The sequence below is a fragment of the Bacillus sp. z33 genome (assembly GCF_058313615.1).
Genome location: NZ_JBZFQN010000002.1, coordinates 105,582 through 132,573 on the forward strand (window position 1 = coordinate 105,582; position 26,992 = coordinate 132,573).

Annotated in this window: 29 protein-coding genes and 2 pseudogenes; 22 read left to right on the forward strand and 9 right to left on the reverse strand. The window is 35.3% G+C overall.

Translation table 11 applies throughout. From position 1 onward, the window contains the following. Positions 1-167: 167 nt before the first annotated feature. Positions 168-449, forward strand: a pseudogene (locus tag AC4G3L_RS07550) (arsenate reductase/protein-tyrosine-phosphatase family protein); the annotation flags it as partial. Between the two features lie 90 nt (positions 450-539). On the opposite strand, the gene yeiL reads toward AC4G3L_RS07550, so the two are convergent. Further along, the gene (gene yeiL, locus AC4G3L_RS07555; RefSeq protein WP_491076351.1) at positions 540-1,202 is read right to left on the reverse strand and encodes a transcriptional regulator YeiL; all 663 of its coding nucleotides are present in this window, start codon (positions 1,200-1,202) and stop codon (positions 540-542) included. Between the two features lie 91 nt (positions 1,203-1,293). Here yeiL and AC4G3L_RS07560 point away from each other — a divergent pair, with 91 nt between their 5' ends. The 3 genes from AC4G3L_RS07560 (at position 1,294) to AC4G3L_RS07570 (ending at position 3,363) form a co-directional block, all read left to right on the forward strand. Then, positions 1,294-2,445, forward strand: a complete 1,152-nt coding sequence (locus tag AC4G3L_RS07560) for an MFS transporter (protein WP_491076352.1) — start codon at positions 1,294-1,296, stop codon at positions 2,443-2,445. A 61-nt stretch (positions 2,446-2,506) separates the two neighbouring features. Continuing rightward, positions 2,507-2,908: a cytidine deaminase gene (locus AC4G3L_RS07565; RefSeq protein ID WP_491076353.1), complete on the forward strand. Its 402-nt coding sequence runs from the start codon at positions 2,507-2,509 to the stop codon at positions 2,906-2,908. Between the two features lie 272 nt (positions 2,909-3,180). Then, on the forward strand, positions 3,181-3,363 hold the full coding sequence (locus tag AC4G3L_RS07570; RefSeq protein WP_491076354.1) for a hypothetical protein: 183 nt from the start codon (positions 3,181-3,183) through the stop codon (positions 3,361-3,363). A 73-nt stretch (positions 3,364-3,436) separates the two neighbouring features. Here the strand turns inward: AC4G3L_RS07570 and AC4G3L_RS07575 are convergent, their stop codons facing one another. Further along, entirely contained in the window at positions 3,437-3,685 is a 249-nt protein-coding gene (locus AC4G3L_RS07575; RefSeq protein WP_491076355.1) for a hypothetical protein, read from the reverse strand. 544 nt (positions 3,686-4,229) lie between these two features. On the opposite strand from AC4G3L_RS07575, the gene AC4G3L_RS07580 reads away from it, so the two are divergent. From AC4G3L_RS07580 to AC4G3L_RS07640, 13 genes and pseudogenes are all read left to right on the forward strand, one after another. Further along, the gene (locus AC4G3L_RS07580) at positions 4,230-4,430 is read left to right on the forward strand and encodes a cold-shock protein (RefSeq protein WP_491076356.1); all 201 of its coding nucleotides are present in this window, start codon (positions 4,230-4,232) and stop codon (positions 4,428-4,430) included. A gap of 247 nt (positions 4,431-4,677) precedes the next feature. Further along, the gene (locus tag AC4G3L_RS07585) at positions 4,678-5,316 is read left to right on the forward strand and encodes a protein kinase domain-containing protein (protein WP_491076357.1); all 639 of its coding nucleotides are present in this window, start codon (positions 4,678-4,680) and stop codon (positions 5,314-5,316) included. 230 nt (positions 5,317-5,546) lie between these two features. Then, positions 5,547-5,879, forward strand: coding sequence for a zinc ribbon domain-containing protein YjdM (locus tag AC4G3L_RS07590; protein ID WP_491076358.1), 333 nt, complete (start codon positions 5,547-5,549; stop codon positions 5,877-5,879). A gap of 270 nt (positions 5,880-6,149) precedes the next feature. Then, positions 6,150-7,523: pseudogene (locus tag AC4G3L_RS07595) on the forward strand (alkaline phosphatase); the annotation flags it as partial. A 21-nt stretch (positions 7,524-7,544) separates the two neighbouring features. Continuing rightward, a complete protein-coding gene (locus tag AC4G3L_RS07600) occupies positions 7,545-7,766 on the forward strand; it encodes an Ig-like domain-containing protein (RefSeq protein WP_491077163.1) in 222 nt (73 codons plus the stop codon). A 628-nt stretch (positions 7,767-8,394) separates the two neighbouring features. Then, positions 8,395-9,294 carry an EamA family transporter gene (locus tag AC4G3L_RS07605; RefSeq protein ID WP_491076359.1) on the forward strand — a complete coding sequence of 300 codons (900 nt, stop codon included), beginning with the start codon at positions 8,395-8,397 and terminating at the stop codon, positions 9,292-9,294. 293 nt (positions 9,295-9,587) lie between these two features. Next, entirely contained in the window at positions 9,588-9,947 is a 360-nt protein-coding gene (locus AC4G3L_RS07610; RefSeq protein WP_491076360.1) for an ArsR/SmtB family transcription factor, read from the forward strand. Position 9,948: 1 nt separating this feature from the next. Beyond that, the gene (locus tag AC4G3L_RS07615; RefSeq protein WP_491076361.1) at positions 9,949-12,075 is read left to right on the forward strand and encodes a heavy metal translocating P-type ATPase; all 2,127 of its coding nucleotides are present in this window, start codon (positions 9,949-9,951) and stop codon (positions 12,073-12,075) included. 164 nt (positions 12,076-12,239) lie between these two features. Next, positions 12,240-12,713 (forward strand): methylated-DNA--[protein]-cysteine S-methyltransferase, encoded by a 474-nt coding sequence (locus tag AC4G3L_RS07620; protein WP_491076362.1) that lies wholly within the window; start codon positions 12,240-12,242, stop codon positions 12,711-12,713. Between the two features lie 99 nt (positions 12,714-12,812). Further along, positions 12,813-13,652: a MerR family transcriptional regulator gene (locus AC4G3L_RS07625; RefSeq protein WP_491076363.1), complete on the forward strand. Its 840-nt coding sequence runs from the start codon at positions 12,813-12,815 to the stop codon at positions 13,650-13,652. Between the two features lie 72 nt (positions 13,653-13,724). Continuing rightward, a complete protein-coding gene (locus AC4G3L_RS07630) occupies positions 13,725-14,906 on the forward strand; it encodes an MFS transporter (protein WP_491076364.1) in 1,182 nt (393 codons plus the stop codon). A 637-nt stretch (positions 14,907-15,543) separates the two neighbouring features. Further along, positions 15,544-16,155 (forward strand): DedA family protein, encoded by a 612-nt coding sequence (locus AC4G3L_RS07635; protein WP_491076365.1) that lies wholly within the window; start codon positions 15,544-15,546, stop codon positions 16,153-16,155. A 359-nt stretch (positions 16,156-16,514) separates the two neighbouring features. After that, a complete protein-coding gene (locus tag AC4G3L_RS07640) occupies positions 16,515-17,732 on the forward strand; it encodes a BRCT domain-containing protein (protein WP_491076366.1) in 1,218 nt (405 codons plus the stop codon). A 37-nt stretch (positions 17,733-17,769) separates the two neighbouring features. Here AC4G3L_RS07640 and AC4G3L_RS07645 read toward each other — a convergent pair whose 3' ends face one another. The 3 genes from AC4G3L_RS07645 to AC4G3L_RS07655 all read right to left on the reverse strand — a co-directional run bounded on the left by AC4G3L_RS07645 (position 17,770) and on the right by AC4G3L_RS07655 (position 19,759). After that, positions 17,770-18,198: a putative ABC transporter permease gene (locus AC4G3L_RS07645; protein WP_491077164.1), complete on the reverse strand. Its 429-nt coding sequence runs from the start codon at positions 18,196-18,198 to the stop codon at positions 17,770-17,772. A gap of 48 nt (positions 18,199-18,246) precedes the next feature. Next, a complete protein-coding gene (locus AC4G3L_RS07650; RefSeq protein ID WP_491076367.1) occupies positions 18,247-18,375 on the reverse strand; it encodes a YpzI family protein in 129 nt (42 codons plus the stop codon). A gap of 199 nt (positions 18,376-18,574) precedes the next feature. Next, the gene (locus tag AC4G3L_RS07655; protein WP_491076368.1) at positions 18,575-19,759 is read right to left on the reverse strand and encodes a NupC/NupG family nucleoside CNT transporter; all 1,185 of its coding nucleotides are present in this window, start codon (positions 19,757-19,759) and stop codon (positions 18,575-18,577) included. Positions 19,760-20,026: 267 nt separating this feature from the next. Between AC4G3L_RS07655 and AC4G3L_RS07660 the strand changes: the two genes are divergently transcribed. From AC4G3L_RS07660 to AC4G3L_RS07675, 4 genes are all read left to right on the forward strand, one after another. Then, a complete protein-coding gene (locus tag AC4G3L_RS07660; protein ID WP_491076369.1) occupies positions 20,027-20,815 on the forward strand; it encodes an HAD family hydrolase in 789 nt (262 codons plus the stop codon). Between the two features lie 164 nt (positions 20,816-20,979). Then, positions 20,980-21,678, forward strand: coding sequence for a Crp/Fnr family transcriptional regulator (locus tag AC4G3L_RS07665; RefSeq protein WP_491076370.1), 699 nt, complete (start codon positions 20,980-20,982; stop codon positions 21,676-21,678). Positions 21,679-21,866: 188 nt separating this feature from the next. Then, positions 21,867-22,037 carry a DUF1657 domain-containing protein gene (locus tag AC4G3L_RS07670; protein WP_491076371.1) on the forward strand — a complete coding sequence of 57 codons (171 nt, stop codon included), beginning with the start codon at positions 21,867-21,869 and terminating at the stop codon, positions 22,035-22,037. A gap of 41 nt (positions 22,038-22,078) precedes the next feature. Continuing rightward, the gene (locus AC4G3L_RS07675) at positions 22,079-22,939 is read left to right on the forward strand and encodes a DUF421 domain-containing protein (RefSeq protein WP_491076372.1); all 861 of its coding nucleotides are present in this window, start codon (positions 22,079-22,081) and stop codon (positions 22,937-22,939) included. A gap of 301 nt (positions 22,940-23,240) precedes the next feature. Here AC4G3L_RS07675 and AC4G3L_RS07680 read toward each other — a convergent pair whose 3' ends face one another. The 3 genes from AC4G3L_RS07680 to AC4G3L_RS07690 all read right to left on the reverse strand — a co-directional run bounded on the left by AC4G3L_RS07680 (position 23,241) and on the right by AC4G3L_RS07690 (position 25,254). Then, entirely contained in the window at positions 23,241-24,233 is a 993-nt protein-coding gene (locus AC4G3L_RS07680; protein ID WP_491076373.1) for a nuclease-related domain-containing protein, read from the reverse strand. Between the two features lie 338 nt (positions 24,234-24,571). Further along, positions 24,572-24,901, reverse strand: coding sequence for a hypothetical protein (locus AC4G3L_RS07685; protein ID WP_491076374.1), 330 nt, complete (start codon positions 24,899-24,901; stop codon positions 24,572-24,574). Between the two features lie 2 nt (positions 24,902-24,903). Further along, the gene (locus AC4G3L_RS07690) at positions 24,904-25,254 is read right to left on the reverse strand and encodes a hypothetical protein (protein WP_491076375.1); all 351 of its coding nucleotides are present in this window, start codon (positions 25,252-25,254) and stop codon (positions 24,904-24,906) included. 97 nt (positions 25,255-25,351) lie between these two features. Here AC4G3L_RS07690 and AC4G3L_RS07695 point away from each other — a divergent pair, with 97 nt between their 5' ends. Then, on the forward strand, positions 25,352-25,564 hold the full coding sequence (locus AC4G3L_RS07695) for a DUF3006 domain-containing protein (protein WP_491076376.1): 213 nt from the start codon (positions 25,352-25,354) through the stop codon (positions 25,562-25,564). 138 nt (positions 25,565-25,702) lie between these two features. Here the strand turns inward: AC4G3L_RS07695 and AC4G3L_RS07700 are convergent, their stop codons facing one another. Continuing rightward, the gene (locus AC4G3L_RS07700; protein WP_491076377.1) at positions 25,703-26,980 is read right to left on the reverse strand and encodes an MDR family MFS transporter; all 1,278 of its coding nucleotides are present in this window, start codon (positions 26,978-26,980) and stop codon (positions 25,703-25,705) included. Between the last annotated feature and the right edge of the window lie 12 nt (positions 26,981-26,992).

The following is a 26,992-nucleotide window of genomic DNA, read 5'->3' on the forward strand; positions in this document are numbered from 1 at the left end:
AATTTGGTTTCAATGTGTAAATTATATTTTTTTTATCATCCTTTTACTCGTACTATTTTTGTTTTATTAGTAGATATTTTAGTATTATGATATTTAATAAGTGAAAAATCGAATAAATGAGTTTCTTTTTACATGATTATCTCGAGTATATAATGGTTTAAATTAGAAATGCAGTGAAAGCGATGCAGGAAGTAAATATAGACATAACGAATCACACATCAGATATGATTGATCCGAACATTTTAAATCATTCAGATTTGGTCCTAACTTTATGTGGACATGCAGATGCACATTGCCCAGTAACGCCGCCAAGCGTAAGACGAGTTCATTGAGGATTTGATGATCCGGCGAAAGCGGAAGAAAGTGAGGAAGAAAAATGGGCATTCTTCCAAAGGGTACGTGATGAGATAAGAGATCGCATCGACCGGTTCGCTAAAACTGGGGAATAAGCCTGTCAATTATTAAAGCTAATCTAATAAAAAAAGCTAATCATCAGATTAGCTTTTTTCATTTAGATAGTGAATAGGACATACGTATCATTAATCAATTTTAGCTAATTGCTGAAGCCGTTCCTTATCTATAATAATATAGCCACGTTCATATTTATTTATAAGATTTGCTTTACAGAAATGTGATAGAACATGTAATAAGTGGCGATAGGAGACACCTAAATACTCACTGACTTCAGTATGTTTTTCTTTGTAAAAATCATTTTCAGCTGACATTAGAATAAATGAGGCCAACCGATTTTCGAGTGGATAAATTTGCGTTTGTACAGATTTAAATGAGAGAAGATGCGTCTTTTTGCTTAAAAATATAGACAGGTGCCTGAGGAAAACAGGATCCTCCAAAAGTTTTTCTTTACAAGAATGCATAGGGATAGCAAAACAAATGACTTTTGTTGATGTTTGAACTCCTATGGAATATTTCTCGGCATTTAACAATTCGAGTTCGCCTACAAAGGAAGGTGCTTCAATAAAATTTAGGAGAGATACTTTCCCGTTTTCATGAGTAATATATAATTTCGCTTTTCCTTCGACAAGAAGATATAAGTATTCCGGTATAGAACCTTCTTTATATATGAATTCTCCACGCTCAAATTGATGGACTTGAATATACGGTTTAATCGAAAAGCTGAAATAAGATTGAATATTGTATAAATCAATGTATTGACTACGCAAGGGTTCAGATAAAAACTGCACTTTTTTCCTCCAGATTACTAAAAATATGAGATATCTCACATTATTGTATAGGTGAACATGCTATGATGCAATCAATATGGAGGGAAAAAGAATGAACAATTCACGTTGGTTTTCGCAGAACTTTTTTATGTTTTTTATGACATGGGGTATATTTCTCCCTTATTGGACGGGCTTTCTTGTCCAAGGGAAAGGATTAACAGTTTCAGAAGCAAGTTTGATTATGGGATTTGGATTGGTCATACGGGGGATATCCGCTTTATTTGCTTATCCACTTGCCTCTAAATATTGGAGCGCCCATAAAGTTGTTGTTATGTTAATAATTAGCTCATTAGTGGGGACACTCCTTTATATTCCTTCGACATCATTTAGTTCACTATTTGTTGTTACTCTCATTTTTAGTGTCTTTTATCCAACCTTGTTACCCGCGGTGGAAAGTACGGCAGTTATTCTAATGAAACAAGGAGATGGAGCATACGGAAAAGCTCGTTCATATGGATCTCTTGGTTTTATAGTCTCTGTGCTCATCATTAGTATGGTTACCGGATATTTTGGAGACAAAGCAATTTTATGGGCGATGATGTTTATGCTTGCAATAATGCTTATCAAGTATATGTTACCAACACCATCAATATTGTTAGAGAAGCCGATTCAACAAGATAGTAAGAATTCCATGAAGATGAGCAGCTTATGGAAGATTAAAAGCTTTCCAATTGTTTTGCTGATTGTATTTTTACTTCAGGGTGCCCATGCTTCCTATTATAATTATGGGTATATCTATTTACAGGATCTAGGTGTGAACACCTATTATATTGGAATGATAATAAATATTGCTGTGCTTTTTGAAATCATCTGCTTTGCAAAGGCTGATCATCTGTTTAGAAAATGGCAACCATCTTCGTTACTATTGATAGCCGCAATTGGTTCGACTTTACGTTGGCTGCTCATATTTATATTTCCTAATGTATGGGTCTTTATGTTATCGCAGAGTTTGCATGCACTGTCATTTGCGTTAGCCCACTATGCATTTATTCTCTATATAACAAATTCGTTGCCCAAAGAGCAAAATTCCAATGCGCAAGGAGTATATTCAGCTTTTGCGATGAGTTTTAGCACAGCGATATTGACATTGGCAGGCGGATTTTTATATGATATTTCTCCAGGACTCTCTTTCGCTGGAATGGCCATTTTTACATTGCCTGCAATTTGGATCATTTTAGTGACAAGAAGAAAATATAGTTACTAATTTGGTATAATATAGGAAACGAGTGTCTTTATTCAATTTAATATGGTTGGAGATGATCAGGATGGTAAATAAAGAAACATTAATGGAAAGTGCCCGTGCAGTAAAATCAAATGCGTATATGCCGTATTCTAAATTTCCTGTGGGAGCTGCCCTTTTGCTAAAAGACGGAAGCGTTATCAATGGAGTAAATGTTGAAAACGTTTCATTTGGGGCAACCAATTGTGCAGAAAGAACCGCTATTTTTACGGCTATTACGAAAGGGTATAAAAAAGGAGATTTTCAAGCGATAGCGATTGCCGGGGCTACAGAGGATTATCTTCCTCCTTGCAGTATCTGTAGACAAGTATTAGTGGAATTTTGCCCACCTGACATGCCTGTTTATTTAACGAATGCTAAAAATGAATGTAAAGAATTGACTCTAAAAGAATTAGTGCCATATGCCTTTACAGATTTAGATATGTAAAAATAGGTAAGAAAAGAGAGAGCCGGTTTAGACTGGCTCTCTCTTGCATTTTATTCAATGAAATCAGCAATTACTAAAGGCAGGGTAATGTCCCATCCTGCTTAAGATGTATAGGATCCAGTTACTTTCTCTTAGATTAATCCTTGAAAAGATTACTCGTTGTAGAAAAAGTTTGTAAAGTATTGAATAATGTATAATAAAAAAGTTGGATTTGAAGTTTTAGGATATGATTAAATAAATGTTTATTCTAATTCATCGCTAGGGGTCATTTTATGAAGGTATTTAGATTAAATAAACAGTTTAAAGGTTTTAAAAAAGGAACAGAGTTTTACTTGATTGCAGAATCAGAATTTATAGGGGTTAAAGAGTTTGTATTACGAACGAAGGATTTAAAAAATGTGATATCTGCAAATGAGAGTGAATTTATAAAAAATTTTATATCAATGAAGAATTAATTTTACTGGTTTAATACAAGATAAGACCCAGGGTATTATAAGCTGACAGAAATGGTGATTGATAAAGTAAAAGTCAGCTTGTTTGCTGACTTTTATATAAAGAAGCGTTTCTGCTGGATAATTGATTTAATTTTTCTAAGACATAGTCATTTCCTTTGTTTAATTCGGATCTTAGTTCTTTTAATTTCTTCGCTCTTTTATATTCCATAATTTTATAATAATATTCGGAAGAATCTGTTGTTGTGTCAACAGCTTTTGCAGCCTTTAAGATTTCAATATTAATCATGCTTTTTAAGTTTGTATTTACAATAGTCTCTTTCATAATAGTCACCTCATTTAATTCATGATTATATACTAGCATAATAATTTTTTGATTCTTAATAACTAACATACCTGTTAGATACTTATGGTCTGCTTGTTAACTTGCGGTATTTTCATTATTTTCTAAAAATAATGAAAATAGACAGGTACTTGTCTATTTCTGACATCGCTTGTAAACAATCAGAAGAACGAGCAGATAAATAAAATAGACTATTATCCTGTTTATAAAAAATTAAGAAAATCTAAAGCTGGGATAATAAGTTAATCTGTTTGTATTTGAGAGCTCTATAACAAAGATGGGTGGAGTTGCGTAAACAAAAACACGTTGTAAGTTTAAGACTATGAAAAACTGGGAAGATAAAGAGTGAAATTATTAAGTACATCATTGCAATTCTAAAAATTGCCAAATCCTGAAAAACATGTTACTATAAAGAAGAATTATTTTTGTTCTAGACAGATTTAGAAGTGATTTTGTTTTTCGTCTAAGGTGATTTGAGCAAGGATAGTAATACATTGTGTGATGTACACACTGGGAGGCAACAAACATGGAACAAGGTAAAGTTAAATGGTTTAATGCAGAAAAAGGTTTTGGATTTATCGAACGTGAAGATGGGGAAGATGTATTCGTACATTTCTCAGCAATTCAAGGCGAAGGTTTCAAATCTTTAGACGAAGGTCAAAGTGTAACGTTTGAAGTAGAACAAGGTCAACGTGGCCCTCAAGCTACTAACGTTCAAAAAGCATAATAATCTAACCTATAACTGAAAGACTCTCTCTGGAGAGTCTTTTTTATTTAAAACAAATAAACTGTTGATTCGAAGTATTCTTTATTTATATTTCTTGCACTAAAGCAGATATCTTAATAATCTCCAAAGGTATATAGTATAATGAGTCTAATATCTTAATATTAATAAGGAAAGTCCCCATTTCAAATAAGCCTAGATCGTTTTGGACTTATGTGATTTGGGGATTTTATTTTAAAATGAGGTGTTTATGATAACGTATAAAGCTCTAGCGGATAGTGTAGAGATTGAAATGAATGGGCTCAAACCAAGATTAGTGAAATATAGTCTAAATCTAATACTAATTGGTACAGGCAGGAGTGCCTATGTATTTAAAATTAAAGATAAAGATTTAGCTTTAAAAGTATACTTTCCGCACATAAAGAGAATAGCTTTTGAGGAAGCGACTATTTACCGTAAATTGAAGCATATTGAATATTATCCAACGTTATATGATGATGGTAATAATTATATCGTCATTGATTTTATAGAGGGCTATACATTATTTCAGTGTTTACAAAGAGGTATTTTTGTTCCAGAGAAGAAGTTTAAAGAGATAAGCAAGGCTTTAAAATTGGCGGAGGAAGTAGGATTGAATCCCTCTGATATACACCTTAAAAATATCATTCTTACTTCGAGTGATGAAGTCAAAGTGATTGATGTTGCTCGATTCATGCAACAGGAAAAAGATAATCAATGGAATGATATAGAGAGAGCGTACTTCCAGATGTACTCTAAACAATATTTCCCTAAAAAAATTCCTGCCTTCATTCTCAACTTCATTTCATTTATTTATAAAAAAAGGTATCTACCAAAAGCATTAAGAGTTTTATTTGGTTCTGCCGAATAGAATTTTTTTGCTCTGAACCGTTAAAAAAAGAAGTTATGCAGTGGGGATTATATCGAAAACTTATTTCAAAAGACAAGTATGGTGGTTATTTACCAATAAAACACTACTTCTAATGGCCGGTTGTCATGGTTATAATCTTTTTTATGGATATAAACATGAAATTTAATTTATGTTTGTAAAATGAGAATACTATTGAATGATAATAGTTAATTCTGCGGAGGTTAATAAATATGACAACATTGCCAAATTGCCCTAAATGTAATTCTGAATACACATATGAAGATGGTCCGCTTTTAGTTTGTCCAGAGTGTGGACATGAGTGGACGTTAGAAACTGAAAGTGAAGAGGTAAAAGTGTACAAGGATGCTAACGGAAATGTTTTAAATGATGGGGATACTGTTACAGTTATTAAGGATTTAAAGGTTAAAGGCAGCTCATCAGTTTTAAAACAGGGTACAAAAGTGAAAAATATTCGTCTAGTAGATGCTGATCACGATATTGATTGCAAAATAGACGGCTTTGGACCAATGAAATTGAAATCTGAATTTGTTAAAAAGATATAAATAATGTTTTAAAAATGCGTTCAACAAAATAATTGTTGAACGCTTTTTTATGCGATAGAAGTAGAATAGTCGAGAAGTAGCAGGTCTTTCAACGCATTATGTCATGCAAATGTAATATTCATCAGGCTACGTATGAAAATAGTAGCAAATAATGTAATTAAAAATATATCAATAATAATTTTTAACACAATCTTATATATTCTGTAACTTTATTCCAATATTTTACATGTATACTTTATAATGGTTAAACTATTTTAGGGAGTGGATGAAATGAAATCAGTTAACAAAAAAGTTATGTCTGTATTTATTTCACTATGTTTGCTTATTGGTTTAAGTACTGTTTTTTTATCTCTTGAAAAAAAAGAACATGTCGAAGCAGCAGGAAAGAAAAAAACTGAGGTTAAAAATATCATTTTTATGGTGGGGGATGGAATGGGAGTCCCATTTTTAGCTGCTCACAGATATATGAAAGATAATCCAAACACAAAAATAATTGAAAACACAACATTCGATCCTTATTTGGTTGGTATGCAAACTACATATGCTGATGATGAGGAACAAAACATTACTGACTCTGCTTCAGCGGCAACAGCTATGTCATCAGGGGTTAAAACATACAATGCAGCAATCGCTGTAGATGTTCATCAAAATGAAGTTAAAACAGTCCTGGAAGAAGCTAAAGCGCTTGGGAAATCAACCGGTCTTGTAGCTACTTCTGAATTAACACATGCAACACCAGCATCTTTTGGAGCACATGATATTTCCAGGCATAATATGGATCAGATTGCCGATGATTATTTTGATGAAATGATTAATGGAAAACATAAAGTGGATGTTATGCTAGGCGGAGGACTAAAGAACTTTGTACGCTCTGATCGTGATTTAACAGAAGAATTCCAAAATGCAGGATATAGTTATGTTACAAATAAAAACGAATTGAGATCGGATAAAAATAAACAGATTCTAGGTTTGTTTGCGGATGGTGGCCTTCCAAAAATGATTGATCGTACAAAAGAAATCCCGTCCTTAAAAGAAATGACAAATGTTGCAATGAATAAATTAAATAAGAATAAAGATGGATTTTTCTTATTGGTAGAAGGGTCGCAAATTGACTGGGCTGCGCATGATAATGATATTGTGGGTACAATGAGTGAAATGGAGGATTTTGACCAGGCATTTGAAGCTGTAATAGAATTTGCTAAAAAAGATAAAGAAACTTTAGTCGTTCTTACTTCAGACCATTCAACTGGTGGATATACAATGGGAGCAAACGGAGAATATAATTGGTTTCCTGAACCGGTTCAAAATGCAAAACGAACTCCAGACTTTATGGCAGCCGAAATAGTTGCTGGTAAGTCTGTTGAAGAAACATTAAATGAGCATAGTGGCTTAGAACTAACGATTGAAGAATTGAATACGGTAACTGAAGCTGCTGAACCAATAGACGGTGAAAAAGACGTTACAAAAATTGATAATGCGATTGAGAACATTTATAACGCACGGACAAATTCAGGGTGGACAACGAGTGGACATACTGGTGACGATGTGGCAGTCTTTGCTTACGGACCTAAAAAAGAAAGATTCAGTGGTCTAATAGATAACACAGACCAGGCAAAGTTTATTTTTAATATTCTAGAAGAAAACAGTCCTTACCTACCGCTGACAATCGAAGATGTATCTAGTAAATCTACCAAAATAAAAGGAATGACTGCACCGGGTGCTTTCATTTCTATTAAAGCAGGAAAAGCGACAATTGGTTCTGGCAAAGCCAATAAAAACGGAGAATTTACAATTAATATCAAGAAGCAAAAAGTTGGTAAAGAATTAACAGTATCAGCGAAGAATAAAGATAAAAGAAGTAAAATTGTTAAATTAATTGTAAAATGATTACATAAAAGGCATTGAGTAACTCGCAATGTCTTTTATAAGTTTATGACTTATTCTATTAAAGGGTAGCTAAAAGTTCAAAAGAAGTATATAGTTTATATTTTACATCCATATAAATAGTGATTATAATCTGTATGGTATATTATATCTTTAAAAGCTGCAAAGCTATTGTGCGGCAGGTGGATTTTTGAATGTGATGTTTTCGCCACCCATCCCTTTATCAGGGATGGGTGTTTTTTATTTTTGGCTAGCTTCAGCTCCTAGGCCTTCGAGTCATAAGTGTAGCTGCTGCGAGAGAAAAAGAACTCTCTCTACGCACCTCCTCTTATGCTTGTCAGGCCTGGACAGTCGCTTCAGCTTTATATGCAATCTAGCTTCAACGGCTAGGAGCTCAGGACATAAGCATGGTCACTACGGGAGGGAAAACACCTCCCTCCATGCCCCTGTCTTATGCTCCTCGCTCCTGAACAAGCCGTTTCAGCTTTATATTTAATCTAGCTTCAGCTCCTAGGCCTTCGAGTCATAAGTGTAGCTGCTGCGAGAGAAAAGAACTCTCTCTACGCACCTCCTCTTATGCTTGTCAGGCCTGGACAGTCGCTTCAGCTTTATATTTAAGGGGGATTTTATTTTGGGGATTTGGAAGTATGCTTTGCTTGTTTTTTTAGGTGGATGTTCGTATGGAGTGGTTTCTACTTTTGTGAAACTTGCCTATGGGGAAGGATTTACACAGGGTGAAATTACGGGGAGTCAGTATTTCTTGGGTGCTGTTATGCTATGGATTGTTGCAATATTTGTACCTAAGGTTAAGCTCTCAGGTAAGCAAATGGTAACTTTATTAATAAGTGGGTTCCCAATGGGTCTGACGGGAATCTTTTATAATAAATCGTTGACTTATGTAGATGCTTCGTTTGCCATCATTTTGCTGTTACAATTTACATGGATTAGTTTTGTTTTACAATATATACTTGACAAAAAGGCTCCTGGTAAGAAAAATACTATTGCCACAGTAGTCATTTTATTAGGATCCATTCTTGCATCAGGTGTCATGGCAAGTAATGGTGAACTTTCTCTCGCGGGTATAATTTGGGGACTTTTATCTGCAGCATCATTTGCCTCCTTCATTGTGGTGAGTGGGCGCAGCAATATTGAAATTCATCCCATTTATAAGAGTGCGATGATGACAACGGGGGCAGCATTGCTTATTTTAATAGTATTCCCGCCAATGTTCCTTCTAAATGGTTCATTGATGGATGGTTTATTTAAATATAGTATAGTTGCAGGTTTATGCGCTTCCTTAATCCCACCATTATTCTTTAATATAGGTATGCCTAAGATAGGAAGCGGGCTTGGGACCATCTTAAGTGCTTCAGAATTGCCTATGGCTGTATTCATGTCTGCTTTGGTGCTCAATGAAACAGTAACTGCTATACAATGGATGGGTGTTATTATTATTTTATGCGGAATTGCTTATCCAAATATGAGGGTAAGATGGAAACGTAAAATTCAGAATGAACCAATTGAATTGTGATTCTAATATTCTTGTATGATAAAGATTAGCATAGCTCATACGAAGGCTGTCGACATTGTCGACAGTCTTTTTCTTTCTTGATAAACCACATTAACAAGTGGACGTCTTTGTTATTAGGAACCCCAATATAAATCATCTATCTTAAAAAGAAATATATTGTAAAAATAGATATTTATCTAAGCTCAAAACTAGAATAGTCCAATCTTTTTTCTTATTCAAACATATATTTGAATGATAAGTATGGAGGGTATATAATATAATCAAACGAAGGTTTGAATGAAGAGGGTGAAATAGTGAGAAAAAAGGATACATGTGATGTATACACATTTGATCAAACAAAGGTAGATCGTATTCAGGCAGATATACAATATGAGAATTTGAGCAGTGTTGCTCAATTATTTAAAGCGCTTGCTGATGAAAATAGAGCGAAAATTACGTATGCTCTTTGCCAAGATGAAGAATTATGTGTATGTGACATAGCGAATATTATTGGTTCATCAGTAGCGACTGCTTCTCACCATCTAAGATCTCTTTACAAACAGGATATTGTTAAGTATCGAAAAGAAGGTAAATTAGCACTATATTCATTGGATGATGAACATATTAAACAAATCATGATGATAGCCTTGATGCATAAAAAAGAGGTGAAATAAAATGAGCGAAAAAGTCAATGCTGATCAAAAAACGTATCGAATTGAGGGACTGACTTGTGCTAATTGTGCAGGTATATTTGAGAATAATGTAAAGAATCTAGAAGGAGTTACAGATGCTAAAGTCAATTTTGGAGCATCTAAAATTTATGTGCAGGGCTCAGCAACTATGGAAGAAATAGAAAAAGCGGGTGCCTTTGAACACTTGAAAATACGTGATGAAAAAGAGAAGAAAATTGAAAAGACGCCATTTTGGAAGCAAAAAGAAACCTATAAAGTTTATATATCCGCCGTACTAATAGTGATTAGCTTGGTTTTAAGTCGCATATACGGTGAAGAGCATCTTATTCCTACAATTGGGTATGGAGCTGCAATTCTGATTGGTGGTTATACACTTTTTATAACTGGACTGAAAAATTTAATCCGTTTTACCTTTGATATGAACACGTTAATGACGATTGCAATCATTGGTGCAGCCCTTATTGGTGAGTGGAGCGAAGGAGCAACGGTTGTTGTCCTGTTTGCCATCAGTGAAGCATTGGAACGTTATTCAATGGATAAGGCGCGACAATCAATAGAATCTTTAATGGATATTGCCCCTAAAGAAGCCCTGATTCGGCGTGGGCATCACGAAATTATGATTGATGTAGAAAACATAAGGATTGGCGACATTATGATTGTTAAGCCAGGTCAAAAAATAGCGATGGATGGTAAGGTGATAAAAGGAACTTCGACTTTAAATCAGGCTGCCATTACAGGTGAAAGTGTTCCGGTCGTTAAAACAATCCATGATGATGTTTATGCAGGAACATTGAATGAAGAAGGACTACTGGAAGTAGAAGTCACAAAAAGAGTAGAAGATACAACCTTATCGAAAATCATTCATTTAGTCGAAGAAGCTCAGGCAGAAAAAGCGCCATCTCAAGCTTTTGTTGATAAATTTGCAAAGTATTACACTCCTGTAATCATCTTGATCGCATTCTTTATAGCTATTGTACCTCCATTATTTTTTGATGCAGAGTGGAGTATTTGGGTGTATCAGGGACTCGCTGCTCTAGTGGTTGGTTGTCCATGTGCCCTGGTTGTATCAACACCGGTTGCTATTGTAACGGCAATTGGTAATGCAGCCAAAAATGGAGTTTTAATAAAAGGCGGTATTCATCTGGAAGAAGCCGGCCATTTAGATGCGATTGCCTTCGATAAAACGGGTACCCTTACAAAAGGGGTTCCAACTGTAACAGATTTTATCACATTTGGTGAAAATAAAAATGACATATTAATGATCACAGCGGCTCTTGAAAAAGGGTCACAGCATCCATTGTCTTCAGCAATAACCAGAAAGGCAGATGAAATGGGACTGAATTACAAAGATAAAGTGGTAGAAGATTTTCAGTCCATTACAGGTAAAGGAATTAAAGCGAATGTTAATCAAGAAACTTATTATGTAGGAAGCCTGCACTTATTTGAGGAAATATGGTCTACTAATGTGAAAGAAGAATACAAAGAACATATTCTTAACCTTCAAACTCAAGGTAAAACCATTATGATACTCGGTACGGAACGAGAAATATTGGCGATCATGGCAGTGGCTGACGAAGTAAGGGAATCCTCAAAAGAAGTCATTCAGAAGCTTCATCAAATCGGAATTAAGAAAACAATTATGCTTACAGGAGATAATGAAGGAACGGCTTCCGCAATTGGTAATGAAGTAGGAGTTTCAGATATACAGGCTGATTTGCTGCCGGAGGATAAATTGAATTATATAAGAAAACTCCGTGAAAACAATCTGCATGTGGCGATGGTTGGTGATGGTATTAATGATGCTCCTGCTTTGGCTGCTGCTAATTTAGGAGTTGCCATGGGTGGTGCTGGAACAGATACAGCCTTGGAAACAGCTGATATTGCCTTAATGTCAGATGATTTAAGTAAACTGCCCTATACAATTAAGTTAAGCCGAAAGGCACTGACCATCATTAAACAAAATATTACATTTTCATTGGTTATTAAAGTTGTAGCCTTACTATTGGTCATCCCCGGCTGGTTAACTTTATGGATTGCTATCTTTGCAGATATGGGTGCCACGTTACTGGTGACATTGAATAGCTTAAGATTATTGAGAGTAAAAAATTAATATTGAGCAGGAAGCAAATTGGCTTCCTGTTTTAAATTTTAAAAAGAAGTTCGCACGTTCTATCAAGAAATACAGGTAGAAGATCTACATGGATCAGAAACTAAAATTGAAGCGGTTAATATATGAATTTTTTCTTTAGGCAGAAGGTGAAGGGGGATTTCTTTATGGATAATAAATATGTCTATTACTATACCACCATAATTGGTAAAGTAGGGATAGCAGAAGATGGAACAGGAATTACAGATGTGTTCTTAGGTGAAAAACGGATACAGGCGGAGATCAAGGAAACAAGGTTAATAAAAGAAGCAGCTATACAACTAGAAGAATATTTTAAAGGAGAACGGCAGCGATTTTCTGTAAAACTGAACCCTCATGGTACAATTTTTCAAAAGAGTGTGTGGAAAGAGTTGTTGGAGATTCCTTATGGTGAGACAAGTAGCTATAAGCAGGTAGCAGTTAAATTAGGGAATTCTGGTGCCTCTCGTGCAGTCGGGATGGCAAATAATAAAAATCCGATTTTTATTATTATACCCTGTCACCGGGTTATCGGTTCTACTGGAAAACTGGTCGGGTATGGCGGAGGACTTGATATAAAACAGAGGCTTTTGGAGCTGGAATTTGAAAGGATAACTAATTAAAGTCTGATGTAAGCCGATTTACTCTGACTCATAAATGTTCTTCAATGGTCTATAATGAAGTATGTTTAAATACATGAAACAGACCATAAGGAGCCAGAAATGGAGAAACAATATTTTTTGATTGGTGAAGTGTCAAAACTTACGAATATATCCGTTCAGACATTACGTTTTTACGATAAAATCGGCTTATTTAAACCTTCCTATACCGATCCTGATAACCAATATCGATATTACAGCAATACGCAGTTGTTTTATCTGGATATCATTAAATCACTTAAGCATGTCGGGGTTCCATTGAATGAGATAAAATCTGTTTTACAGCTATCAGCAGGGGAAATGGCTGAATTTTTAGATGAGCAGGAAAGTAAAATTGAGCAGCAGTTGCGTCGGCTCGAGGATGTGAAGGTCATATTGGGGTATAAGAAGAAGCAAATCCTGAATCAACCTTCTTCTGATCAATTAGAAAAAGTGTATATAAAAAAATATGATAAACAGCGCATCCTCATTTATAATCAAGCACCTTCATCCGCAACCAGTATTCCTGTAAAAGAATACGGCCATTTAATGAAAGTGTTAGAAGACCATGGAACAGTATTCGACAGTGTATACTGTGCCACGTATCCATTAGAAAAATATGATTCTATACATGATTGGAAATATACTTCTATATTTACACCGATTTTATCCGACCAAGAAATATCGCTATCGAATGAACTTATGGAAAAGGACGAATTGCCTGCCGGTGAATACATATGTATTGCATTTCATTCAGCGGATGATGTATATGAATCCTGCTATGAGACCCTCTATTCTTATATTTTAAATCATCAAATACAAACCGAAAAGATAGTCTATGAACTGTACATGCCTTTCACCGATACGGCAATCAATGAAGATGATTTTATCGTAGAATTGAAAGTTCAAATAAAAATTTCTTGACCTTATAGTTACTATAGGGTTTATTTTAATTAGTAGGGTTTCGAACTAGCATACAAGTAAAGGAGTAAAGACATGTCTGGCAACAAGAATCAGAATAAAGTACTAATACTATTATTGAGTAATTTATTTATTGCATTTTTAGGGATTGGCCTTGTAATCCCAGTTATGCCAACCCTTATGCGAGAGCTTGGATTGGATGGTACGATTATGGGATATCTTGTTTCAGCCTTTGCGGTAGCTCAACTTATCGTATCACCGTTTGCGGGTAAATGGGTAGATTTATACGGAAGAAAGCGTATGATCATAATCGGTATGTTTCTGTTCGGCATATCAGAGTTGATTTTCGGATTAGGCCAACAGGTATGGGTATTATTCTTTTCCAGGGTTTTAGGCGGAATTAGTGCGGCATTTATTATGCCAGCAGTAACGGCATTTATTGCGGATATTACCACGATTAAGGAACGCCCAAGAGCGTTGGGATATTTATCAGCAGCTATTAATACTGGCTTTATCATTGGGCCGGGAATTGGCGGGTTTTTAGCGGATATTGGTACGCGTGTGCCTTTTTATTTTGCTGCTGGATTAGGGATTTTCGCAGGTATCTTTTCCATCATCATGTTAAGTGAACCCGAGCGGACAGTCGAAACGAATTCGTCAAAAGAAGGATCTGGAAAGAATGGATATCATAAGCTATTAACGATTATTTACCTTATCCCATTCTTAATTATTTTATCCTCTTCCCTTGGCCTATCTACCTTTGAATCTATGTACAGCTTATTTGTCGATCATAAATTTGGCTTTACAGCTAAGGATATTGCGATGCTTATCACGGTTAGCGCCATTTTAGGTGTCATCGCACAAGTGTTTTTATTCGAGAAAATTACAAGAGTGATAGGGGAAATCTGGCTTGTTAAGCTATGTTTACTGGTAGGAGCAGTTTTTGCCTTCCTTTTAACAAGAGCGTCTGCTTATTGGAGTGTACTGGCGGTAACGTTTATTGTGTTCCTCGCTTTTGATTTAATCCGACCGGCTATAACGACGTACTTATCCCGCATCGCCGGAAGTGACCAGGGATTTGTCAGCGGTATGAACTCAGCATTTACGAGTGTTGGAAATATTATCGGACCGGCAATCGGAGGAATCCTATTTGATGTTAATCTCATTTATCCGTATATGTTTGCCGCTGTATTATTGGGAGTCAGCCTATTGATTTCGCTTGTGTGGCATGAACAGAAAACGGAAGTACAGTCATAGATTGATAGAAAAACAGCTGTTTTAACCACAGCTGTTTTATTTTTTAGATTATCTTACCTAATGGACAATACTGCTGTAATGATTTTCACAAAACTCATTTTTCTATATCAGATTGCATATATTAGTGTAGTGGAGAGAGTTCAGCTTATTTATAGGACGAGCGTCTTGACTATCTGTTATGGGTTGTAAGGAGATAATATGGGCATTCCTATCTATTTTCAAACTAATCCTTTATTCTTGCGTAAGAATTATATGCTAGTAAGGATGGGGTATGTAATGATTAGGTGGATTGAAGAGGAGTTTTGTAGCCAATACATGTATTTAGGGCTGGATTGTGTATCTAATAACCCCAGGTTTAACCTGTTTTATCAGGAGTGTGGTTCCAATTGTATTGGCTCCATCAACGGATTTAATAAATAGGAAAAGCGGTAATAGGAAGGTTTATCAAGAACCAGCAAAGAGTGTTTGTTAGAGGTAATTATTTTACATTCTCATTATTTTATGATGTTATAGTATAATGAGGATTGCTATGATTGTCCAATGAAGGAATTATTATAATAGTAAAATGTATTTTTGTTATAGGAATATTTCTGATTGGTCATTAATATTTAACCGATAGATAGAAAGGATGGTCCAATTGGAGTCTTGGATTACGGATTTAATGAATCAATATGGATATTGGGGAGTATTTTTCCTGATTGCCTTAGAAAATGTATTTCCTCCGATTCCATCTGAAGTGATTTTAACATTTGGAGGAGTTATGACCAATGAAACTAGTTTAACTGTAGTTGGTGTCATAACGGTATCGACAATTGGATCGGTTTCTGGTGCGGTCATACTATACTATATTGGCCGATTGCTTGATGTCAGTCGATTGGAGAAAATCATTGATCGGTATGGGAAAATTCTTCGCCTTACTAAAGAAGACATTTATAAGGCTGATGCATGGTTTGATAAGTATGGCATTTGGACCGTTTTATTTTGTCGTCTTATCCCATTAGTTAGAAGCTTGATTTCTATTCCTGCAGGGATGTCCAATATGAATTTCCCATTGTTCCTTCTGTTCACAACGATTGGAACAGTTGTATGGAATACCATTTTGGTCTCACTTGGAGCAAGTGTAGGAGAAAATTGGCATGAAATTGTAAAATATATGGACATTTTTTCAAATGTTATTTATGTATTACTTGCCTTGCTGTTTGTCCTATGTATCATCTGGTATATTCGAAAAAGAAAAGAACGAAAATAACCTAAAAAGGCCCTTGGTCTCCTGATGGATGGAGTTCAAGGGCTTTTGTTATTCAGATGGTATATAGTCCATTAAAATCGAACTTACCTTTTCTTAAGTTAAAAGTAATTTTATGGTATTAGGTAAAGTGATTACATTAATTTACCTGTAAAGCAAGATAAAGAAAATGTACTTATCCAGTTCAAAGTTAAAACCAGTTTGCAATTCTTGGTTTGACCCTTTGTATAGGAGAAGATCTCCATTATATGTATCAGGATAGGAGAAAATTTCCGTAAATAAAATAGGCAAATAACCTGCTAAAATATAGATAGACTAGTAATCCGCAAGTCAGATTGAATTATCTTAAAGGACGCAGACCAATGTATACAGAAAAACTCTTTCAAAAGTTAAAACAATATATAGAAAAAACTTCCTCTCCGCTATTGATTAAACTACTTATTAATGGGTTGCAAGTCGATATAACCTATCAAAAGCGGGAGCTTCAGAAGATAACTATGGATCAGGACCATTGCGAAGTTGATGTGACTCAAGCGGTTCGGTCAAGTGTGGATGTACCTGACAAGATTCCGTTTAGTGGATTAGTAAAAGTTAGGGCGAACGTCATTCACACATTTTCAGATTTCGAAAAGAAGAATATAAAAGGTGAGTATTTAGATCATAAGGATTTAACGAAGAAAATAATCGTACAGCAGATGGATGGTGCACAGAATAAACTAAGGGTAATTGTCTCAAGTATTGTTGATATCGATGGATTGGATAGTGGCAGCTTTCATACCGAGTTGGAAAGTTTGGAGTTTCTAATGAAACAGGGACTTAATGTCGTTTATCATGAACAGCTAGAAAATACCTATAAAGATATGCTGAGGTACTATAAAACCTTTCATCAGTACCATCGTAAAGAGATTGGTTATTCCATATCAGGTCTACAAATACTAGCTGCTAATACACCTAGGGGCAAAGAAGAGTTCTTATTACCGTTTTCACCGGATGAAGTGATTCTCACAGTTTATGATATTTATCCTGAAGTTAATTCAACTGGAAAAATCGAGACTGTTATAAAAATAAAAGCGAATGATATGGCTGGCGAACGTTATTTTACCCTCAGGTTGCCCAACTTTTCCATGATAAAATCAATGGATATTCGTATTGGTGACCATGTCTTAATGGAAGATGTACACACTATCATAGGTGTGGAGAAAGGAAAACGGACAGGTTCTGAAATATGCGTGGTCCAACCTGATATTTGCCCTGATTGTGGGGATAAATTAGAAAGCAATGATGAGCATTCATATTGTATAAACAGGGAATGTAGAAATAAACCTTTATCCAATCAAGAGGTACGAAAGCATGGAATAAAGGGGAAAACCGTCGTTATTACTGGTACCCTTTCAATAAGAAGATACGAATTCAGGAAATTAATTGAACAGGCGGGTGGAACACTGGCAGGGGTAGTTACAAACCAGACGGATTTTTTATTGATAGGGGCAAAAGGAGTAGGGACCGTCAAATATAGAAAGGCGGAATCTCTCAAAATCCCTATTATAACAGAAGAACAATTTAGATTGATGATTGATTGAATAGGTGAGGGACCAATGAAGCCCATCATTGGTCCTTTTAATTTATTCGAAGGTTTGAGTGACGTTTCTGGAACAACCAAGAGTATAAGCAGGGGTACAAGATGATACCAGCTATTGATAAAGGCAACCATAATAGAGCATATGGCACACAAATTTGTCCATAGAGATTATAAGGAAGGGCACTGTAATCCCATATAGATAGCTTTAGCCATAGATTTAAAATAAGACCGGCGCATAGCTCTAAGAAGGTCACTAATAGAGTCCCAGCCAAGGCTTTCATATATAGGGGGATTTTCATTAGAGTAAGCAATCCGAACAAAGTGAAACAAATGCCCCCGAGCACTCCCATTGTCCAATGTGTGTGTCCTCGCCATAGTAACTCTATAAATAGATAAAGAGCACCACCAATAATCCCGAGATGTAAGGTTTTTATCAGATTATAAAACATTGGGAATCCTCCAGGCATTAAGGTCAATAGGATAAAATAGTGTCTTTAACCAAAGTAATAACTCGGTTATTGATTTTTTCGTGCTTCATCAGGTGTATCCAGACGCGTAGAACCATTATTATGTAGAGCTTGATTACGGTCAGATTCAACGCGTTTGCTGTTTCTTAGTTTCTTTTCCTGTCTGTCTTTACCCATATTATCCACTCCTTTTACTTGAATAGAATTAGGGTAACCGTTCACTGACTTTTCATTACAATTTTCCAAAGGAAATTTAAGGAAGATAGAGGGAATCATAGAGAGGGAGAAGGGGATATTTGTGACGGCAAAATCGAAGGTGATTAAATAAAAAAGGATAGGATACCGGGTAATTCCTGATAATCCTATCCAAATGATTTTAGATAAATAGACCTACTATTGTAGCAGAAAGAATGGAAGCCATTGTAGCTACGAGGAATAATTTAAAACCAAATGAGCTTACTTCTTTTGCTTTTGCGCCATTAATCGCTTGAATGGATCCGCTAATAATCCCAATAGAAGAGAAGTTAGCGAATGAAATTAAGAATGTAGAAATAACAGCAACTGCTTTCTCAGACATGTCAGCCATTAAAGGTTGGAATTGTAAAATGGCAGCAAATTCGTTTGCTAATAATTTTGTACCCATTACAGAACCAGCTGTGATCATTTCACTTGCTGGAATACCCATAATGAAAGCAATTGGAGATAAGATATATCCAACAATGGTAGTTAAATCAATACCAACAATTCCGCCGACAATTCCATTTAATAGTCCTAAAATCGCTAAGTATGCTACTAGCATAACTGCTACGATTACGACTACTTTCCCACCGTCTAATGCTCCGGCACCAATGGCTTCAAATACATTTTTAGTTTGAACCATGTCTTCAATATCGATTTCAGTATCTTCCTTCGCTGCTTTAACAGGTGTCATGATGGAAGTAATGATTAGTGCACTGAACATATTCAAGAAAATAGCGATTAAGACAAATTTTGCAGGCAGCATAGTCATATAGGATGCAATTAACGCTGCAGATACGCTTGCCATTGCTGATGTTGAAACAATAAATAGTCTGTTGGAATTTAGTTTGCCAATTTGACTTTTAATTGCAAGAATGGCTTCTGATTGACCGAAAAATATAGAGTTAACAGCATTGAAGCTTTCTACTTGTGGTAAACCAGTGATTTTTGAAATAAGTCCGCCAATATATTTGATAATATAAGGAAGAATTTTGTAATGTGTAAGTACAGATAATAATGCAGAAGTAAAGATAACTGGCATTAAGACATTTACGAAGAATGGAGAACCTCCCTCAGGAATCCATCCGCCGATCACAAAGTCTATACCTTCCTGGGAGTAACTCAATAATTTATTGAATGCTCCAGCGATCGCATCAACTACTTTTAGACCTACAGTTGTACCTAGTAATAAGAAAGTTAGGACTAACTGGATCCCAATCATGATGGCAACAGCTTTAAAATTGATATTCTTTTTATCATTGGAAAATAAATAGGAAATTCCTATTAACAATGCAATTCCGAGAATACCGAGAATAATGCTCATTAAAAAAACCCCTCAATCTTTTTATTTATTTACTTTCATTTTGCTCAATGGTGAAATTTATAACCATTAACCTTGAAGAATTATACTGACATAATATATGGACTTACAAGGACATATGTCCTAAATGAATATTAAAAGAAATATATAATTTTTCTGAAAATAAAATTGTATTCTTATAGAATGGAAAATGTTTTGAATCATGTGAAAAAGATGGAAGTCATTTATAATCAGTTTATAACGAGCAACGAGAAGAGAGAGGGTAGTCGGATGATAAAATTGATAGCAACAGATATGGACGGTACATTTTTAGATGATCATAATCAATTTCCTAAGGATTTTTATGATGTTTTTCATAAATTAAAAGAGAAAGATATCATTTTTGGAGCGGCTAGTGGACGTCAGTATTATAATCTTGTGGAGAGATTCCACGATATACAGGAACAAATGCTATTTATTGCGGAGAATGGAACGTATGTCGTGTATAAAGGGAAAGAGCTATATTCCCAAACACTAAAATTAGAAGAAGCAAAGAAATTTGTAGAATTGGCGAGAGATATAGAGGGAGTACATATCGTCCTATGTGGAAAAAAAGCGGCCTATATCGAAAATTCAGCACCAGAGGCCCTTGTAGAAGTTAATAAATATTATGCTCGATGTGAGTTGGTCGATGATTTAATGCATGTGGAGGATGAGATTTTAAAGGTAAGCCTTCTTGATTTCAAAGGGGCTGAGCGAAACAGTGCAACCTACTTTACTCAGTTTAAAAATGATTATCAAGTGACAATCGGTGGCTATTATTGGATGGATATTATGAATCCGGGTGCCAATAAAGGCATTGCCATAAAGCGAGTCCAAGAGCTTTTGAATATACAGCCCGACGAAACAATGGTATTCGGTGATTATTTAAATGATATTGAAATGATGCAAAGTGCGTATTATAGCTTTGCAATGGGAAATGCCCATGAAAAAATAAAAGAGATTGCTAGATTTGAAGCAAAAACTAATAATCAAGCAGGTGTCATTGAAACGATTAAAGAACATATTCTGATTGCTTAACAACCAATAGATATAAAACAGAGTGGCTTTAGTATTAAAGTCACTCTGTTTTGTTTGGAAATGATTATATATTTACCAACTACAGTATAATAGCTATACTTCTATTCGTATTTCATAATAATGAATGACTAATGAAGGTAAAATAATTGAAGGTGAAGCATCTGATGCAAAAAGCTGAAAAAGAGAAAATTATTTTAAAATATCTAAAAAAGTATAATATGTGCGAGATTTTCTCTGGCATTCAATTTAATGATATTGATGTATTGCAAATAAGAAAAGGACAGTTGATTTGTTCCAAAGGTGATGAAATCAACGATATGTATTTCCTTGTTGAAGGCAAAGTTAAAATATACACCATTACACCTGATGATAAACGTTTAATATTACGGTTTCAAAAATCATTGGGAATTATTGGGGACGTTGAGTATATACAAGGTACGCTTGTGCTTCACACGATTGAAGCTAGCTCTGATTGTCTCGTATTCAAAATACCGTACCAAACAATTAGAAATACTGTAGGGAACGATCCAAGATTCCTGTCATTCTTACTGGATGTGGTTACACGTAGATTCCGTGCCAAAACTGATGCAGCCACATTAAATCTTTTATATCCTGTAGAAGTAAGATTAGCCAGCTTTTTATTATCAACAACTACAGATGGTGAGCGACCGGTTTATCATGAAGAAGCTGTAGGCTCAAGTTTAAAGGATATTGCGGATATGGTTGGAACAAGCTATCGACATTTGAATCGAGTGATTAAAAACTTTTGCAATGATGAAATAATTAGCAGATCGAATGGTAAACTTTTTGTTAAAGATATAGATAGGCTGAAGGAAATAGCAAATAATAATATATATGAATAAAATTTTTGAAGTATATTTCGTATGAAATATGCTCTTTTTATTTTCGAGGTATTAATACATATAGTTGTACTGCTAATTAACCATTGTTGGTAGATGAAATCAGACTTTACACAGGAATGTATAAAAGTAATCTCACATCACAGAATAAAGATAAATGGATGGACACCTTATTCAAGGAGGTAGAAAATATGACAACCTTAAAAACATGCTTGGCCAGTCTTGAAGGGATTGAAGCAAGTCTATCAATTTTAGCATTACAGACGCTCCATAAAGAGTCTGCCAAAGATTTACACGAAGCGATGCTACTTGTCGGAGAAATTGTTACAGATATTAAAAAAAAGGTCCATACGATGGATTAACGAGCTGAAGTACTTTAGCTCATTTAGGATGTGAATTGAAAATGCCTGATTGGTTAGATGTCATAGTAAGATCTGTACTTTTTTTGCTAATTTTATTCGTGATCACCAAAATACTTGGGAAAAAGCAAATAGCTCAATTATCTATGTTTGAGTATGTTACCGGAATAACGATAGGGAATATCGGTGCCGAAGTTGTAACGGGTCTTGACCAAAAAATCCATCTAGGCATCCTTGCCATAGTTGCCACAGCAGCCATTCCTTATGCCTCAAATCATATCACTCTTAGAAGCAAAAAATTCCGTGATATTGTTGATGGGAAAGGTACAGTTATTATGGAGGATGGTAAGGTTCTGGAGAATAATTTAAAAAAAGAGAAAGTAACTGCTGATGAATTTTTAGAAATGTTACGTAAAAATGGTGTTTTCGACATTGCAGAAGTAGAATACGCAGTGTTAGAGGCAAATGGAACATTGAATGTCCTTTTAAAAAGAGAAAACAGACCACTAACACCAAAGGATATGAACATAAAGGTGCCAAAGGAAAAAGAGACAAGAACGGTTATTATGGACGGTGTTATCCTAGACGAACCACTTGTAAGCATTGGAAAAAGCCGTTCTTGGGTACATAATGAACTAGCAAAAATGGATATGTCATTGGATAATGTGTTTTTAGGGCAAATAAATGCTTATGGCGATTTAACCATAGATTTATTCGATGACAAAATTAAGGTACCCTCTCTTCAGGAGAAACCACTTTTATATGCCACAATGAAAAAATGTCAGGCAGATTTAGAATTATTTGCCCATTCAACCGATGATCAGGAAGCCAAACAGATGTACTTGAAAAATAGTCGAAAAATGCAAGAAGCTATTGATAAGGTAGCATATATATTAAGGAATTAACGTGAAGGGACACCCACAAATGGAAGTCCCTTGTTTTATTTGTGAAACTGATTCAATCTATTTCTGAATTTCAAGAACTTGAGATGATTAACAAGCAAAATTCGACAGTACCAGTCAAAAATAATATGGAAAGAGCAGGATTGAAAATAACCTATAAAAAGTCTGTATGGAACTTAGAAACCTTTTTTATTGCCCGGGAAATTTAAAGGATGAAATTATTTTAATATTATTAAGGAATAGAAATTGATGAGACGGATGAGGATAGTCTGTCTTTCTTTTTTTCGCTTATATGTACTTATTTCTAATCATGAGGATAAAATTCTTCAGGCAATGGTTCTAACTGGTATTGTCTGTCTTTCGTTGTACCAATAGAAGGGATATTAGAAGATTGCATAATTTTTCTTGCAATTGAGGTGGAGGAGATGCATAAAAATTCTCTTATATCTTTATTAGATATCAATGGTCCTATGATAAGTGCGTAATCTTGTAGGGCTTGCTGATGTGCATGTATTGAAATTGTCCCACAATGAGTGCAATACCATTTTCTTTGCTTTCGTACCATATAAAAATAGGTACATTCAGGGCATTGAACACCAAATATGAGTTCCTTTCGTTCAATTTGATAGCTAGGCAGAATATCAAGAGTAGGAGATACATGATGTTTATTAATAAGAGATGCTATTTTACGGATTTCCTTTTTGGTAAGTTGTTCTTTTGAGTATTTACTTTTAAATTGTTCAATTCTGCTCAAAAGACTTGTTGTACGAATAATAGAGGAGGATTGATTATTCTGAGGAAATGAACTGTTTTTTAAAATACAGTTTTGATTAGTAAATACGACTAGTAGTTCAATCGGTGGGAATGCTATTTTATGGTGTTGAAACCAATTCAGTAATTGAAATCTTTGATGATAAGCTTGATCTTCTGGGTGCGGGAAGTATTCTTCTGTGCCATTCATTGTACGGATAAGCTGTCTAAATACAGGGTCAATTAGAATAGTTCCAGATATATTTTTTACTTCAATGATTAGAATAAAAGATGGAGTAAGAAGTAGAGTATCTATTTGGAAGAAATATGTTTTGGTTGAGAGTCGAACATTGTGAAGAATAGAGTACGTTTTTTCATCGAGGAAACTTAAATAGTAATCTAAAGCACCTTCTCCTTTGTATCCAGAGGTTATTCTGGCAAGATCCCTTTCTACTTTCGTTCGCTGCGAATGAGCAGTGGGTAATCGTTTAAGTAATGCTTCAAGTTTCTTCATTTTCTCCGGTATTTCTCTGCTTTTTAGAATCATTGGAATCGTTCCTTTCCAGATGAGGTTGGAATAATCATATCATTTAATTAAACTATAATTTTTGTATTTCTTGTGAAATCTAATATGAATAGGCGGAATAGAGCTGAAGTGGAAGGGAATAGAGCGGATAACAGGAAAAATCCAGCCGAAGTCGCCACGAATCCAGCCAAACTCAAGCATAATCCAACCAATCGCATCTTTCAGGGATAAATGTGAGTCTATTATTATAAAGACAAATAAGAAGTGTAGCATAGGAGAGTGGAATAGAGCCGAGGTGGAAGGGAATAGAGCGGATAACAGGAAAAATCCAGCCGAAGTCGCCACAAATCCAGCCAAACTCAAGCATTATCCAACCAATCGCATCTTTCAGGGATAAATGTGAGTACTTTATTAAAAAGACAAATAAGAAGTGTAGCATAGGAGAGTGGAATAGAGCCGAGGTGGAAGGGAATAGAGCGGATAACAGGAAAAATCCAGCCGAAATCGCCACGAATCCAGCCAAACTCAAGCATAATCCAACCAATTGCATCTTTCAGGGATAAATGTGAGTCTAATATTATAAAGACAAATAAGAAGTGTAGCATAGGAGAGTGGAATAGAGCCGAGGTGGAAGGGAATAGAGCAGATAACAGGAAAAATCCAGCCGAAATCGCCACAAATCCAGCCAAACTCAAGCATAATCCAACCAAACGCATCTTTCAGGGATAAATGTGAGTCTTTTATTAAAAAGACAAATAAGAAGTGTAGCATAGGAGAGCGGAATAGAGCTGAAGTGGAAGGGAATAGAGCGGATAACAGGAAAAATCCAGCCGAAGTCACCACGAATCCAGCCAAACTCAAGCATAATCCAACCAAACGCATCTTTCAGGGATAAATGTGAGTCTTTTATTAAAAAGACAAATAAGAAGTGTAGCATAGGAGAGCGGAATAGAGCTGAAGTGGAAGGGAATAGAGCGGATAACAGGAAAAATCCAGCCGAAGTCACCACGAATCCAGCCAAACTCAAGCATAATCCAGCCATGCCCACCATCAAGTACTAGCTAGTCGTTGTTTTTTCTATTCAGTAAGACCGATGTACATATACCACTCAAAATAGCTAAATAAGGGAGGAACATGAGATGAGGTTAATTATTAATCGATTCAAAGGCCATTTGGCAGTCTGCGAGAAATCTGATAAAAGCATGGTAGATATTGAAATAGGCAAATTACCCAGTGATGTTAAGGCTGGAGATGTACTAATTGAAAAGGGTGGAAACTATGAGCATGATTTAAATGAAACCGAAAAAAGAAAAAAACGTGTACAATCTCTCATGGATGACTTAATTGAATAAATAGTTCATTTTACTATCTTGGACAGATAAAAAGCTCAGTGACATAGGCTCTGAGCTTTTTTAACATAATGAAAATGAAAAGTCTGTGTCTCAAGAAGGAAAAATCCAGTTATTGTTGTAGACGGGTTAGTTCTGCAATTATTCTGTTATGCTCATCGATGCCTTGTTAGCCGACTCAGTTTCAGGATGAATTCTGTGATCCAAAGCTGGAATGATTCTAATGAAGATTAGAATGCCGGCTACACCAATGCCCGTAATAAAAATGGAAGTAGCTAGATCAGAAAGATAGGCACTTAGTGTAATGGTTAGAGAACAAATTAAATTAGAGACATTATAGGTCATACCATTTACTGCTAAATAGGAGCCCCTTGCATGTTCAGGCGGTAAATTAGCCATATAATTTTGCTGGACAGGCACACGTAATACTTCAGCAATAGTTGCGATAAGCATTGCTCCGAATAGAAGCCAGATATTATTGGAGTAAGAAATCACGGCATAACCAGCCACAAAGATGATACAGCTAGTGATTAATACATTTTTATCGTTTAAATTTGATATAATTCTTGTGGCATATAGGGCCAATATGACGACGAGAATCGTATTCTCTGTACGCAGGAATCCAACCATTTCGATTCCGCCAAATTCAAGTCCGAATAAGTTTTGAATAGGCAGATTTTCAGACAGTCTAATGCTCATATAGTTTGTTAATTGAAATTCCATAGATAGAACAAAGACACCTGCTAATACGTAAAGGACAAAAATCTTATCTTGGAAAACAGAATAATAATTTAAGAATAATTGTTTAACATGCTGGGTTGATGTTTTCTTGTCAGTTCTGTCAGGTATGTAGCTTTCATCAATAAAGAATGTAATCAAGGTCCATGCCATTAATGAAGCAAAAGATAGAGCGAGGAGTAATTCAAAGAAGTATTCTCTAAACATAAAGCCGCCAATGGCTCCGCCAAAGGCAATGGAAAGATTGTTCGCCCAATACATGATCGTATACATCGATTTACGTTCCTCCGGGCGGCTGACATCAATCAACATTGCTTGATTTGCCGGTCCGGCTAAGCCCCAGCAAATACTATTGACGGTCATCATTAAGAAAGTGATTAGTGGTTCTGTAAACCAAGGTGAATTACAAATCATCATAGTCAGGAATGCCAAAAACCGCAGGGACTCAGCAAAGACTATTAATTTTTTTCTGCCAAAACTATCCGAAAAATATCCGCCGAAGAAATTAATGGCTATTCCGACAAACACATTAATCAGTAATAAGAGCCCTGCTTTTTTTACCCCAAAATGTGAAGATAAATAGATCGCCATAAATGGAAAAACCATACCTCCAATGGCTGTACTTAAAAAAGACTCTATAATCCGTATTTTAATCGTACGGTGAAACTGTTTAAACCCCATGCATAAACCCTC

What these genes read in the sequence shown, in the direction of transcription:
- AC4G3L_RS07560 (WP_491076352.1), top strand. Translation starts at nt 1,294, where the DNA reads ATGAACAATTCACGTTGGTTTTCGCAGAACTTTTTTATGTTTTTTATG.
- AC4G3L_RS07565 (WP_491076353.1), top strand. Translation starts at nt 2,507, where the DNA reads ATGGTAAATAAAGAAACATTAATGGAAAGTGCCCGTGCAGTAAAATCA.
- AC4G3L_RS07570 (WP_491076354.1), top strand. Translation starts at nt 3,181, where the DNA reads ATGAAGGTATTTAGATTAAATAAACAGTTTAAAGGTTTTAAAAAAGGA.
- AC4G3L_RS07575 (WP_491076355.1), bottom strand. Translation starts at nt 3,685, where the DNA reads ATGAAAGAGACTATTGTAAATACAAACTTAAAAAGCATGATTAATATT.
- AC4G3L_RS07580 (WP_491076356.1), top strand. Translation starts at nt 4,230, where the DNA reads ATGGAACAAGGTAAAGTTAAATGGTTTAATGCAGAAAAAGGTTTTGGA.
- AC4G3L_RS07585 (WP_491076357.1), top strand. Translation starts at nt 4,678, where the DNA reads ATGATAACGTATAAAGCTCTAGCGGATAGTGTAGAGATTGAAATGAAT.
- AC4G3L_RS07590 (WP_491076358.1), top strand. Translation starts at nt 5,547, where the DNA reads ATGACAACATTGCCAAATTGCCCTAAATGTAATTCTGAATACACATAT.
- AC4G3L_RS07615 (WP_491076361.1), top strand. Translation starts at nt 9,949, where the DNA reads ATGAGCGAAAAAGTCAATGCTGATCAAAAAACGTATCGAATTGAGGGA.
- AC4G3L_RS07620 (WP_491076362.1), top strand. Translation starts at nt 12,240, where the DNA reads ATGGATAATAAATATGTCTATTACTATACCACCATAATTGGTAAAGTA.
- AC4G3L_RS07625 (WP_491076363.1), top strand. Translation starts at nt 12,813, where the DNA reads ATGGAGAAACAATATTTTTTGATTGGTGAAGTGTCAAAACTTACGAAT.
- AC4G3L_RS07630 (WP_491076364.1), top strand. Translation starts at nt 13,725, where the DNA reads ATGTCTGGCAACAAGAATCAGAATAAAGTACTAATACTATTATTGAGT.
- AC4G3L_RS07640 (WP_491076366.1), top strand. Translation starts at nt 16,515, where the DNA reads ATGTATACAGAAAAACTCTTTCAAAAGTTAAAACAATATATAGAAAAA.
- AC4G3L_RS07645 (WP_491077164.1), bottom strand. Translation starts at nt 18,198, where the DNA reads ATGCCTGGAGGATTCCCAATGTTTTATAATCTGATAAAAACCTTACAT.
- AC4G3L_RS07650 (WP_491076367.1), bottom strand. Translation starts at nt 18,375, where the DNA reads ATGGGTAAAGACAGACAGGAAAAGAAACTAAGAAACAGCAAACGCGTT.
- AC4G3L_RS07655 (WP_491076368.1), bottom strand. Translation starts at nt 19,759, where the DNA reads ATGAGCATTATTCTCGGTATTCTCGGAATTGCATTGTTAATAGGAATT.
- AC4G3L_RS07660 (WP_491076369.1), top strand. Translation starts at nt 20,027, where the DNA reads ATGATAAAATTGATAGCAACAGATATGGACGGTACATTTTTAGATGAT.
- AC4G3L_RS07665 (WP_491076370.1), top strand. Translation starts at nt 20,980, where the DNA reads ATGCAAAAAGCTGAAAAAGAGAAAATTATTTTAAAATATCTAAAAAAG.
- AC4G3L_RS07670 (WP_491076371.1), top strand. Translation starts at nt 21,867, where the DNA reads ATGACAACCTTAAAAACATGCTTGGCCAGTCTTGAAGGGATTGAAGCA.
- AC4G3L_RS07675 (WP_491076372.1), top strand. Translation starts at nt 22,079, where the DNA reads ATGCCTGATTGGTTAGATGTCATAGTAAGATCTGTACTTTTTTTGCTA.
- AC4G3L_RS07680 (WP_491076373.1), bottom strand. Translation starts at nt 24,233, where the DNA reads ATGATTCTAAAAAGCAGAGAAATACCGGAGAAAATGAAGAAACTTGAA.
- AC4G3L_RS07690 (WP_491076375.1), bottom strand. Translation starts at nt 25,254, where the DNA reads ATGGCTGGATTATGCTTGAGTTTGGCTGGATTCGTGGTGACTTCGGCT.
- AC4G3L_RS07695 (WP_491076376.1), top strand. Translation starts at nt 25,352, where the DNA reads ATGAGGTTAATTATTAATCGATTCAAAGGCCATTTGGCAGTCTGCGAG.
- AC4G3L_RS07700 (WP_491076377.1), bottom strand. Translation starts at nt 26,980, where the DNA reads ATGGGGTTTAAACAGTTTCACCGTACGATTAAAATACGGATTATAGAG.